Consider the following 10,955-nt stretch of genomic DNA (forward strand, 5'->3'; position numbering starts at 1 on the left):
CCAATACCTAATTCCTAACTCCTAACTCTGAATATGACTCTTTGGTTAAGTTTGTGCGGGCTAATTTTGGTTACAGCTTACCTTCTAGGATCATTTCCTACTGGGTACTTAGCAGTTAAGCTGTTAAAAGGTATTGATATCCGAGAAGTTGGTTCTGGCTCAACAGGAGCAACTAATGTGTTAAGAACTTTAGGTAAAGCTCCAGGAGCATTCGTTTTAGCCGTTGATTGTCTCAAGGGAGTGATAGCGATCGCCTTAGTCTACTTATTATTTAAGTATGTTGATGTCATCCCGTCTACAGTCAATCCTGAAGTTTGGCAATCGTGGCTTGTAGTTTTAGCCGGTTCAGCTGCTGTATTAGGGCACAGTAAATCAATTTTTTTGGGTTTCACTGGTGGAAAATCAGTTGCTACAGGTTTAGGAATTCTGTTAACAATGAATTGGCAGGTAGGTTTAGCAACTGCTGGAGTCTTTGCTGTTGTAGTAGCGATATCGCGGATTGTATCTTTGAGTTCAATAAGCGGTGCGATCGCTGTTTCTGTTTTTATGATCCTTTTACATCAACCTTTACCCTACATACTGTTTGGTATTACAGGTGGTTTGTATGTAATTGCGCGTCATCGTGGTAATATCGAGCGTTTATTACAAGGTACTGAGCCAAAATTAGGACAGAAAACAGCAACAGAAACTCAAGTGCCAAGTTAATACGCTTCCCATTTGTCTTAAAGATGCTAAATGATGGGGGCGTACCATCGGAGTCCCGCCAAGGCTTACGCCCTCGGGTTTCTAGTAATCGATGTTTATAATTATTTTAAGTACTATTACTAATATTTTATTTCAAATTGTTACATTATTTCAGTAATTGCCACATTGCTACTGATTTATATAAAGACTACAAAAGAATTGTTCAGAAGCTCAGTAGGTAAGCTTAATTAAAGCTAATACTAATTCTTAATGGTGTGCATATAACCCTCGGTTTCAAAGGGTTAGTAAAAGTGCGTTTCTTCATAAAGAAACGGTATAAGCTCTATATCTGATTTTACGCAAATATGAAAGAGTTTTTCTGAGCGTAAACTGTTAGGACTTATCAAAAACATGACAAATATCCTTTTGAGGTTGCAGTAGGAAGAGTCGATAAACTCTTACATTCCACATTCCAAAGTTTGAGATTGGGAGTATTTGCTTTCTGTTCTACCCAAAAGCAATGAACTCGGTTACTCGTAACAAATAGAGTTAGTCATATGCGTATTTGGAAAATTCCTGTTTATCTTTTAGCTGCTCTTGCCTTTAGCAATTTGGGTCATAGCGCTCGTGCTAATTTAAGTAAGACGGCTAAATCTGGTTCAAGTCAATTGAAAGCTCGGCTTGCTGAGAGCGTTACTCCTCCTAAATCTTACTACTTGCTAGGAACTGAGGCTCGTCACTTAAAGGTAAATTTCACAGAGGAATTAACAAAAAACCCAAAGATAAATAACAAAACAGCACAATTATCAAATCTCCTAACTCGAAAAACTCAGACTGTAACTGATCAATATATTGCTCAGAACGAAGCACCACAAAACACAGCGCCTCAAACAGATGAGCTTGAAAACTTACGAACACGTTTTCGTATTCCATCAACGAAACTCAGTAAGCTAACAACAATAACGCAAGGAATTATCAGTACTCCTGGATCATCTGTTGCTAGTCCTACAGCTTTTGGTGCATCGTTCGGTGATGTTTTCGTGGGAGGTAGCTATCAAACTAGAGTACGCTTTGCCGATAAAGATGATGGTGGATTGGTTTTCGGATTTGGTCTAGGCGACAGAAAATTAGTAGGTTTAGAAGTCGCTATTTCGTCTTTTTCTACTCTCAGAGAAGGTTTCTTCAGTAACGGCGGTGTTAGCTTGAAGCTTCACCATTTGTTTCCTGACAATTTGGCGATCGCTCTTGGGGTAGAGAACGCAGCGACATTTGGTTCTCCAGATGCTGGAAGCAGTGTCTATGGCGTTGCTAGTAAAGTTTTTCAATTAAAGGATGATATTACTAAACCCTTTAGCAGTGTTACTGTATCGTTAGGCTTAGGCGGTGGTCGTTTCCGATCAGAACACGATGTTCAAAAACGTATAGACTCAGTTAATGTGTTTGGTAGTGTCGGGGTAAGATTAGCTGAACCGATATCCTTCATTGCAGATTGGACTGGTCAAGATCTGACACTAGGTACTTCTATAGCCCCCTTCCGAAAGATTCCAGTTGTTATTACTCCAGCTGTAGCAGACGTTACAGGCAATGCTGGTGATGGTGCTAGATTTATTCTAGGTTTCGGTTTTGGTTACACGTTCTAAATTCTTGAGCAGAAATGCAATGATTAACATTAAACATTTTCCATTTCGTCTATCTGTTAGCTTGACTTTCGTAGCTGTTATGCTTTTTCACGCATGTCTACCAGCTCAAGCCCAAACCGGTAACCAATCAGATGTCACTGGTAGTATTGTTACAACTAGCGATGTTTCTGGTGGTCGTTTCTCCCCCTCTAAAACAGAGGGTGGGGGAGGAAGAGTAGAATTTGAGAACAATACCATCGAAACATCCGTCAACCAATCTGCTGGGATTGTACTCAATCAACTGGCTATTAACAACTTAAGTTTACCAACAGGTCAATCAATTTCTCCCCAGATACAGCAAGCTGTATTGAGTCTCTTAACAACAGTACCCTCTAGCAACGGTAACCAAAGCCAAATCGTGAATGAATTAAGTGCTGGTGGGAATGCTTCAACACGAGTCGAAGTTCGACAACTAGTTAATAGCTTGAAAGGCTTAATAAAAACCATTTCACGCAATGGAAATAACTCTCAAATTAAAGTCAATCCATCTAAATTACTAGGAGCAGTGAATGCTTACAATAAGTTAATTAACAATAGCTCTGCAGAGTTTTTGAATAATCCTCCACCTGCTCTACTCGCTATACAGTCAGTGTTGTCACAGCTTCTTAACAGTGTACAATAGCACCTTCAAGAATTAGCTTGTAAGCAGTTTTGCCTTTCCTTTATCAAAACTTAAGATGCGCTATAGCAGTGCCATAACGCATCTTGGTTAACAAAAAGACGACCTAACTTGAACGTCTCCTATACCGCTTAGACTTGGCAGCTTCTTTAGCTTTACGCTTGTGTTTCTCCAAGGGCGTTTCGAAGTGGCGATGCTTCTTAATATCTGGAAAGATCCCCGCTTTAGAAACTTCTCGTTTAAATCGGCGTAGTGCTGATTCAATTCCTTCATTTTCGCCCATAATTATTTGGGTCATTCTCTCTCCTACTTAGTATAAGTTAATAGATGGCTGTCAAATCGGAGCGAAAAAGGGTTGGTTAAGTTTTACTTAATTTCTAATCATCTCAACCCATATTTATCCATTTCGATATGGTATTATACTCTCGAATAGGTGTTATGTAATCGGCAGATTAATGATCTGCCAAAAACAGTCAAAAAGTTTAGTAGCGGCTTGAGAAGCTTCTGTTGTTGTTACCACCACGTCTAGCACCAAAAGAACCTTTGTCTTCCTTAGGTCTAGCCTTATTCACTTTAAGACTACGACCCATCCACTCAGCAGTATCAAGAGCTTCAATTGCTGCGGCTTCTTCGTTATCTGTTCCCATTTCTATAAAGGCAAAACCTCTTACGCGACCAGTTTCTCGATCAGTAGGTAATTGAATACTCTTAACAGTTCCGTACTCAGAAAAGACTTGTTTAAGGTCGTCTTCTCTAACTTGGTAAGAGAGATTCCCGACATAAATTGACATAAAACATCTCCAGAATCAAAATTGCGTAGAGATTTAGATTCGGAGAGACGCTTGTAAAGAGATTGACACAAACTGTATAACCGAAAATAATCTTTCGCCCATTATAACACCAAACGCGTTGTAGTTGCTAGACAACCTAGCACTTCGATGATTGATGAGTTTCGGTTTTACCGTTGTTTTGGATCACAACAGAGTGATTGCACTGTTTCTGCTGACCACCACTGTCACTGCTGTATTGCTCAACCTCGGTTGTTTGCCGTTGCTCCATCACCGATGATGAGGGTGCTGAACAAGCACCTAGAGTTAGGACAACAAGAATTAACAAGGTAAAACATGAAAGAATTTTGTGCATAGTTTATTTGTGGGGCATGGGGCATGGGGCATGGGGCATTGGGCATGAGGTTCACCCACACTCTAGAGATACAACATCAGCCAGAACTATTCCAGATTCTTGTTTATATTTCAGTACCAAAAGTAAATTAATTTACACATTCCATTTTCTTGTCCCCAGTACCCAATCCCCAATCCCGTCTCTAAGGACAAAATAAAGTATCGCGCGTAGCTCGTCCAGTAGTAGGATTAGTGCCTTGAGCAACCTTACATAAGGTATATTGGGCATCTCGACGCAGCAAGACATCGGTGAAATCTGCTCCATCGACGATAACACCATCAAACTTAGTGTTAGCAGCAAACGCACCTTCTAAGACTGCATTTTTTAGATTGGCTTTAGTCAAGCGAGCAGAGTCCAACGTAGCATTTCTAAGATCAGCTCCTTCAAAATTTGCTGATTCTAGATTGGCTGCAAAGAAACTCACACCCTGTAAATTGGTGTGACTAAAGTTGCTGTAACGGAGATTGGCGTGGGCAAAGCTAGAGTCTGTTAAGTCCCGTCCTGAAAAATCAGCCCGAATTAAGCTTTCTTTGTTATAGTCCAGTGCCAATGCGTTTGGAACTATACTTAGGGTTCCAGTAATACATATAACTGCTAAAAGCAGTAAAGTAAGTATATTTGACCAAATTCGATTGTTGAACCTGTAATTCATTTTGCTTGATACCAATGGCTAATCGTCCTCCATCTCATTATCTCGATATAGGTGTCGCAGGAGAAGACCTAGTAGCCCAGTGGTTACAATCTCAAGAATGGTTAATTTTGCATCGACGATGGCGTTGTCGCTGTGGAGAAATTGATATTATCGCCGAATATGGGAAGAATAATCCTATCATCGCATTTGTTGAGGTCAAGACCCGCACTCCAGGTAGCTGGGATGCAGGGGGAAGAAGTGCGATCGCGCAGAAAAAGCAAACGAAACTTTGGCGTACAGGTCAGGTATTTTTAACACGTTATCCTCAAAAGGCAGATTTTACATGCCGATTTGATGCTGCTATTGTACTTGCTCAGAGAATATCACAACGACTAACTGCTGGGTACAGTAAACAAGAGAGTTTAGCCTTTTCTTCAGCAGGCGGTTACAGGTTAACCTTGGAAGAATATATTCCAGCAGCCTTCGATTGTAATAATTTTAATAGCTAATAGCTAATACTTTTTCAATTAGCTATTAGCTCAAAGCCTTATTAAGCTAGCGTTTCTGGACAATAACCTAGTCCTCTGACAAACTGTTGGCGGAAAGCTTCTATTTCTTCTCTCTCTGGGTTACCATGAGATACTATAGCTACTTGGTAGCGACGCATTACATCAACAGGGCACTGACCAGCTTCCAAACTCCATAGTGCCATCTGCACCCGCATGGGCGGTTCGTAGCTAATTCCTAATTCGTTTAGGAAAGCACGAATATCTCCATCCTCTTGGGGTGATATTTGACCCTTGAGTTTGATCCTAACAACCCAGCCATCAATTTGATGAATTACGGTGACAAACGAAACAGCTATCCGTGGTCTGGCATGCAAGAATTGAACAGCCCGCAAAGTTAGACTGGCATTTGCCAGATAATACAAGTATTCCATCTTCGTACTTGGGATCAAAGCCAATCCTACATTTCTATTATTGGGATATAGACCACCCACCCGCTAGGGTAAAAGCCCCCGTTTTTAGATGGGGAGGTTTACCCAATTTTCATATTCGAGGTTACGTATTGCTTAATAGTATGGGCGTGAAAACCTAGAGATCAAAATTAAAGTTCACAATAAACCAACGTGAAAACCACTGAGTATTAAGAGAACCTACATATAAATGGAACAACCACTTATAACATACAATTTGAGTGCAACCTCTGACCTTGGGAAGAATGAAGACCATTCTTTAGACGGATATAATTACGACTTACCTCAAGAACTTATTGCGCAAAATCCACTAGTTCCTCGTGACAGTTCTAGGCTGCTGGTAGTGAATTCCACTGATGAAGGAAAACAAATATTACCTCAGCATAACATTTTCCGTGATTTACCGGATGTGCTGCGGCCCAAAGATTTATTAGTTATGAACAATACGCAGGTTATTCCGGCACGACTATATGGCCGTAAATCTACGGGTGCAGAGATAGAAGTTTTGCTTTTGGAAGATCGGCTTGATAACTGTTGGTTAGCTTTGGTAAAGCCAGGAAAACGCTTTAAACGAGGAGCAAAGATTATTTTTGAACCAAGGGGAGGCGTTGCTGGTAAAGAATTTCCTCCTTCCCTTACAGCAACAGTTATGGAAACAGATAAAACTACTGGAGGACGGTTACTGAAATTCGATGTGCCTGAAGGGTTATCTCTGGTGGAATTATTAGAAGTGTTTGGTGTAGTACCTTTGCCTCCATACATTACTTCGTCTAATGCTGATAGCCAACAGTACCAAACAGTTTATGCAAAACATCCAGGAGCGATCGCTGCTCCAACAGCAGGGCTACACTTTACACCAGAGTTACTACAAAAGTTGCGCGATCGCGGAATTAACCAAAGTTTCATAACACTGCACGTTGGCTTAGGAACATTTCGTCCCTTAGAAGTCGAAAATGTCACCACTCACAAAATGCATCAAGAATGGATTTCAGTCTCTTCATCAACAGTAGAGATGATCCGCGCTACCAAAGCCGCCGGTGGTCGAGTTATTGCGGTAGGTACAACAGTAGCACGAGCATTAGAAGGTGCAGCACAATCAGGAGAGTTACAACCGTTTTGTGGTCTAACAGACTTGTTTATTTATCCTGGCTACCAGTGGCGGGTAGTGGAAGGCTTGATTACCAATTTTCACCTTCCCCGTTCAAGTCTGTTAATGCTCGTGAGTGCTTTAATCGGTAGGCAAAATTTGTTAAACATATACCAAGAAGCTATCAAAGCTCGATACCGTTTTTATTCATTCGGCGATGCAATGTTGATCTTACCATGAATACAGGAGTCACAATACAGGAGTCAGAATTAATCCCATCTTGGGACTTAAACTGCTTTATGCGTTAATACTTACTTCAGTTACTTCTGATTTCTGACTCCTGACTCCTGAATTCTTCATTACTAAAGCTCAAAATCTTCTTGAATGCTAGCATCACCATAACTTACTTTGATACAGAAACATTTACCAGGTTCACCCTTAAAGGGTCTAAGTTGGATGTAGTTATCGTGACTTCTCGAAATGACTTCTTGAAGAGTTTTTCCAGTCTTTGATAGTAAAGTCAGTTTGAAATTTTGTGGTAAATACCTTTCCTCACCTGTTGGATGTAACTGTATCAAAACACCTAATTTATCCTCTGTTCTTTCCGTGATGTTTACGAGCAACGCTACAGTTTGATCACTCAGACTCATGCCTAAATCAATTAATTTTGCTCTTTCTACAGCTTCTTGAACGTTTCTAGTATGCCAAGCGAGATTAGGTATTGGATTTATTAACGTATCAATAACGTGCCAACCTTCTTCAAAGATGTTCTCTAACCATTGACTTAACTTGGTTCTAGTTTTTTCCATTGAGGCAAATAAGACTACAGATGAAGGATCGCCTGAAACTATAGGTAGAGGAATAGAGTTCGGGGTTAAGAAACGACAGTAGAATAAGAGGTGATTTGGTTCAGCATCAAACAAGGATAAAGGTAGTCGATAGTACTCATTACATTCTTCTTGTTGAGGTTGTAAATTTACTTCCGTTATATAATCCCTCAATTGGTCGTACCGTAAAATTCCTCTAATAATAACTTTTGCTTCTTCTTCTAGTACCTCAACCACTACATAGAAATGAGTGGCTAATTGTGGTTGTTCTATAATTTTTTGAGGAACATTCACCACTTCATCTAGTACTTGCTCTGTAGCAATAACACAAACTTTAAAATCACAACAATCAATAGAGCAACTACTCTCATTAATAATAGTCTCTACATCTATTGATTCTTGTGGGATACGCTCACTGAGCCATTGTTCAAAGCCGAGTAACGCTAGTATATTTAAATAGGTTTGCCACTGAGTAACCTCACCAGTTACTAGCTTGCTTAGCTCTCTTGCTTTTTCAAAATGTTCTGGATCTAGCCAAGTTTCTTCTAAAAGAGAGAGTCTCAAATTAGTTGAAGTAATCATAACTTTAATTCCTGCCTTATCTATGTTGTTTTAAGTAAACGCGAAGTTGCTGACTATAAATACTGTTCATCGAACGGTTCTTTCCTGTCCTAAGTTCTTCTAATGCTTGACTGAAAATTTCTCCATCGGTAAAAGCTTCAATTTGAATAGCCAGGGCTTCGATGTAGTCTGGATTATGAGGAATTTTAGTTAATCCTTTTTTTTCAGCTTTATCCAAGATACTCTCGAGAAGTTTTTGTACCGTTAAAGTTCGTACTTTAGATAGAAGTTCTCCCGGATTCAAGATTCGCCTAGCTTGATCCCAACTCGTCATTCCTAATTTAGGGGCAATCTCTTTCAAAGACATCCCCTGACAGTAATATAGTTGTAATCCAGGAATGAATTGTTTGGCAAGTGGTCCATATTTTTTGCTTTTTTGTAAACTACTCAGCCGCTCTTGTATCTCTTGCTCTATGGCTTCGATTAGAGTCAAGTTGAGTTGCGCATACAAAAAATCAGAAAATTCTCGCTCTTCTAGATCTAATTCATTGAAAGTGTTGGTGGGTAAATCTGTTCTAGGTGAACGAATTCCTGTATCTGGATCTTGAATCTCTAGCGGTTCTCTATAACTCCAGATGTCATACTGTCTCAACTGTACAGCTATCTGGTTTAACTCTTTCATCAACTCTCCTGCTGTGTTGATGATAAGATTTCTTTGTCGCAAGTGGCTGATCATTTCTTGCAATTGAGATGCAGAAGGATCTGGACATTTTTTGATTCCCCTTAAATTGCGCTGAAGCCGATCTCGACGATAAACTATATGGAAAACCTCTACAATATTGCGATCGCGCTGAGATAAATTTTTAAATTGTTTAACTCTAACTCTATTTAAAAGTGCCCAGTCGCTTAAGTGCTTAAAACCAAACTCAGACAAGAAATCTTTAATTTCGGGATGTTGCTTAGTTTGTAAATGTGTCCAGTTATCTAGGCTCATTCTAGACTCAGAATTCAATTTAAATGTTTGTAAAACCTTAACAGGAAAAAATTGATACTGAGAATTTTCGGCTCTTCCGGTTTCGTTAACTCTCAATTGTTTTTTGCGATCGCTATCCAAAACAACTAGAGTTTGTCCATCGTCATTTAAAACAAATGGCAATAGATCTTTATACGTAAAGTACTTTTCTCCACTGAACAAGCTGTCAAGTTTTTGACAAGTTTTAAGTATAGGTAGAGAAACATAGCATCTTAGACACAGTCCAGCTTGAGCACGAGTGATAATATCAACATCAGATTCATTAAAGTAAGATAGCAGTGCAACTTGTATATCCTCATACTCATAATTGACAACTTGTTCGTCAAAAAACTTTCGTGCAATGTCAATTGAATGACATTTATATCCTAGCGTTTCACTTCCAGGGGTGATTCGCCATATGCTCCAATATCTTGATGAAACACCCATTGTTGCTGCTTAGCCTCACAATTGACAGGGATTCTTCATTCCTTACATCGTTGCATGAAATAAATAAATGTGAGCAGTTGGAGCTTATGCAGTTTCCCCCAAGAAGCTTTGTATCTAGCAAAAAAGTGTGGTTTCTCGGTCAATTAGGCACCTATTAAAGTGTTATAAAACTTTTCAAGAGCTTTAACACAAACTTTATCGTTATAGAGATAATCTTGTCGTTCGCTGATGCTTTGGGCAATATTCAGCCGCCAAGCAGTGCTTAGTCCTAATTTAGCAGCAATTTCTATGTATTCTGTTTCATTTTGAGCAATTGTGTCTGGAACTCCTAACATTTTGAGGAAACTGTCGGAGTGACGCCCTCTCATAAATTCACCTGGGCAAGTGACGACTGGCAGGTTACAAGCGATCGCTTCTAGGGTAGTATTACCCCCAGACCAAGTAAAAGTGTCAAGGTAAACGTCACAAAGCAGGTTAATCATCAAATAATCAACCCGTTCTGGAATGGTCAAGAATATACAGTAATCTTCACTCTTAAGATTTACCGCTGTAAAAGCACGATTTAAACGCTGTTGAAGTAACTCACCTCGCAAAAATACGAATCTAGCTTTAGGGACACGACAAGCAATTTCTGGGAAAATAAAATCGTACTGTGGTAAGTATTTAAAAGGTGCTTGGCAACACAAGTACAGAATAGCGTCTTCTGGTAAGTTATAATCTGAGCGGCTTTTGGTTACTGGTGGAATATAGGGCTTGGGGTAAGAAACTCCAATATTAGGTAAGCGAATCAGTTTCTCTGAGTAATGCTTTTGTGCATTCTCCGGTTCCATTAACTCGCTGGATAAAAAGTAATCAATTGTTGACAAGCCAGTTGTTACCGGATGCCCCCACGCAACGCACTGTACAGCGGCAAGTCGTAAAGCTGCCATTAGCATTGTTTGGGGATTCATACCAATCTCAGGATAGACCAGGATGTGCAGTTTATCAGCTATTATTTGTTGACAAGCAGCTTCCAGGTTATAAGGAATATGGTGGAAAACATCACTGTACTCTTGGAATTTTTGTGTAATCGCGTCAGGGGAGTTTCCAGTGTAGTAAGAGTAAATTTCAAAGTTTTGGCGATCGCACTCACGCAGCCAGCCAGTTAACCAAAGTGTTCCACTGTAAGAGTGCAGGTAATGAGAAACGTAGCCCACCCGAATTTTCTCCTTCAGGCTTGGCATCGATAAAGGCTCTATCCATTGGGGATA

13 protein-coding genes are annotated in these 10,955 nt (G+C 39.9%); 5 read left to right on the plus strand and 8 right to left on the minus strand.

What is annotated here, in order from left to right; genetic code table 11:
• Positions 1-33: 33 nt before the first annotated feature.
• The 3 genes from plsY to G4P69_RS33305 all read left to right on the plus strand — a co-directional run bounded on the left by plsY (position 34) and on the right by G4P69_RS33305 (position 2,985).
• On the plus strand, positions 34-705 hold the full coding sequence (gene plsY / locus G4P69_RS33295) for a glycerol-3-phosphate 1-O-acyltransferase PlsY (RefSeq protein ID WP_208341325.1): 672 nt from the start codon (positions 34-36) through the stop codon (positions 703-705).
• Positions 706-1,241: 536 nt separating this feature from the next.
• Positions 1,242-2,324 carry a hypothetical protein gene (locus G4P69_RS33300; protein ID WP_208341324.1) on the plus strand — a complete coding sequence of 361 codons (1,083 nt, stop codon included), beginning with the start codon at positions 1,242-1,244 and terminating at the stop codon, positions 2,322-2,324.
• 19 nt (positions 2,325-2,343) lie between these two features.
• A complete protein-coding gene (locus tag G4P69_RS33305; RefSeq protein ID WP_208341323.1) occupies positions 2,344-2,985 on the plus strand; it encodes a hypothetical protein in 642 nt (213 codons plus the stop codon).
• 103 nt (positions 2,986-3,088) lie between these two features.
• Here the strand turns inward: G4P69_RS33305 and rpsU are convergent, their stop codons facing one another.
• The 4 genes from rpsU to G4P69_RS33325 form a co-directional block, all read right to left on the minus strand.
• Positions 3,089-3,280: a 30S ribosomal protein S21 gene (gene rpsU / locus G4P69_RS33310; protein ID WP_208341322.1), complete on the minus strand. Its 192-nt coding sequence runs from the start codon at positions 3,278-3,280 to the stop codon at positions 3,089-3,091.
• Positions 3,281-3,464: 184 nt separating this feature from the next.
• On the minus strand, positions 3,465-3,773 hold the full coding sequence (locus tag G4P69_RS33315) for an RNA recognition motif domain-containing protein (protein WP_208341321.1): 309 nt from the start codon (positions 3,771-3,773) through the stop codon (positions 3,465-3,467).
• Between the two features lie 136 nt (positions 3,774-3,909).
• Positions 3,910-4,125 (minus strand): hypothetical protein, encoded by a 216-nt coding sequence (locus G4P69_RS33320; protein ID WP_208341320.1) that lies wholly within the window; start codon positions 4,123-4,125, stop codon positions 3,910-3,912.
• 181 nt (positions 4,126-4,306) lie between these two features.
• Positions 4,307-4,816: a pentapeptide repeat-containing protein gene (locus G4P69_RS33325; RefSeq protein ID WP_208341319.1), complete on the minus strand. Its 510-nt coding sequence runs from the start codon at positions 4,814-4,816 to the stop codon at positions 4,307-4,309.
• Between the two features lie 14 nt (positions 4,817-4,830).
• Between G4P69_RS33325 and G4P69_RS33330 the strand changes: the two genes are divergently transcribed.
• On the plus strand, positions 4,831-5,304 hold the full coding sequence (locus G4P69_RS33330; protein WP_208341318.1) for a YraN family protein: 474 nt from the start codon (positions 4,831-4,833) through the stop codon (positions 5,302-5,304).
• A 41-nt stretch (positions 5,305-5,345) separates the two neighbouring features.
• Here the strand turns inward: G4P69_RS33330 and G4P69_RS33335 are convergent, their stop codons facing one another.
• Positions 5,346-5,735 (minus strand): hypothetical protein, encoded by a 390-nt coding sequence (locus G4P69_RS33335; protein WP_208341317.1) that lies wholly within the window; start codon positions 5,733-5,735, stop codon positions 5,346-5,348.
• 226 nt (positions 5,736-5,961) lie between these two features.
• On the opposite strand from G4P69_RS33335, the gene queA reads away from it, so the two are divergent.
• The gene (gene queA / locus G4P69_RS33340; protein ID WP_208341316.1) at positions 5,962-7,098 is read left to right on the plus strand and encodes a tRNA preQ1(34) S-adenosylmethionine ribosyltransferase-isomerase QueA; all 1,137 of its coding nucleotides are present in this window, start codon (positions 5,962-5,964) and stop codon (positions 7,096-7,098) included.
• Positions 7,099-7,220: 122 nt separating this feature from the next.
• Here the strand turns inward: queA and G4P69_RS33345 are convergent, their stop codons facing one another.
• From G4P69_RS33345 to G4P69_RS33355, 3 genes are all read right to left on the minus strand, one after another.
• Complete coding sequence (locus tag G4P69_RS33345; RefSeq protein ID WP_208341315.1) at positions 7,221-8,267, minus strand: DUF1822 family protein; 1,047 nt, start codon at positions 8,265-8,267, stop codon at positions 7,221-7,223.
• A 16-nt stretch (positions 8,268-8,283) separates the two neighbouring features.
• Positions 8,284-9,705: a hypothetical protein gene (locus G4P69_RS33350; protein ID WP_208341314.1), complete on the minus strand. Its 1,422-nt coding sequence runs from the start codon at positions 9,703-9,705 to the stop codon at positions 8,284-8,286.
• Between the two features lie 143 nt (positions 9,706-9,848).
• Positions 9,849-10,955 (minus strand): O-linked N-acetylglucosamine transferase, SPINDLY family protein (locus G4P69_RS33355; protein WP_452039080.1); only part of this gene is annotated, 1,107 nt, incomplete at its 5' end.

The organism is Aetokthonos hydrillicola CCALA 1050 (assembly GCF_017591665.1).
Lineage (GTDB): Bacteria > Cyanobacteriota > Cyanobacteriia > Cyanobacteriales > Nostocaceae > Aetokthonos > Aetokthonos hydrillicola.

Bases quoted from the DNA above. Each gene is read 5' to 3' on its own strand.
- queA (WP_208341316.1), top strand. From the start codon at position 5,962: ATGGAACAACCACTTATAACATACAATTTGAGTGCAACCTCTGACCTT.
- G4P69_RS33335 (WP_208341317.1), bottom strand. From the start codon at position 5,735: ATGGAATACTTGTATTATCTGGCAAATGCCAGTCTAACTTTGCGGGCT.
- G4P69_RS33305 (WP_208341323.1), top strand. From the start codon at position 2,344: ATGATTAACATTAAACATTTTCCATTTCGTCTATCTGTTAGCTTGACT.
- G4P69_RS33325 (WP_208341319.1), bottom strand. From the start codon at position 4,816: ATGAATTACAGGTTCAACAATCGAATTTGGTCAAATATACTTACTTTA.
- G4P69_RS33315 (WP_208341321.1), bottom strand. From the start codon at position 3,773: ATGTCAATTTATGTCGGGAATCTCTCTTACCAAGTTAGAGAAGACGAC.
- G4P69_RS33320 (WP_208341320.1), bottom strand. From the start codon at position 4,125: ATGCACAAAATTCTTTCATGTTTTACCTTGTTAATTCTTGTTGTCCTA.
- rpsU (WP_208341322.1), bottom strand. From the start codon at position 3,280: ATGACCCAAATAATTATGGGCGAAAATGAAGGAATTGAATCAGCACTA.
- G4P69_RS33350 (WP_208341314.1), bottom strand. From the start codon at position 9,705: ATGGGTGTTTCATCAAGATATTGGAGCATATGGCGAATCACCCCTGGA.
- G4P69_RS33345 (WP_208341315.1), bottom strand. From the start codon at position 8,267: ATGATTACTTCAACTAATTTGAGACTCTCTCTTTTAGAAGAAACTTGG.
- G4P69_RS33300 (WP_208341324.1), top strand. From the start codon at position 1,242: ATGCGTATTTGGAAAATTCCTGTTTATCTTTTAGCTGCTCTTGCCTTT.
- plsY (WP_208341325.1), top strand. From the start codon at position 34: ATGACTCTTTGGTTAAGTTTGTGCGGGCTAATTTTGGTTACAGCTTAC.
- G4P69_RS33330 (WP_208341318.1), top strand. From the start codon at position 4,831: ATGGCTAATCGTCCTCCATCTCATTATCTCGATATAGGTGTCGCAGGA.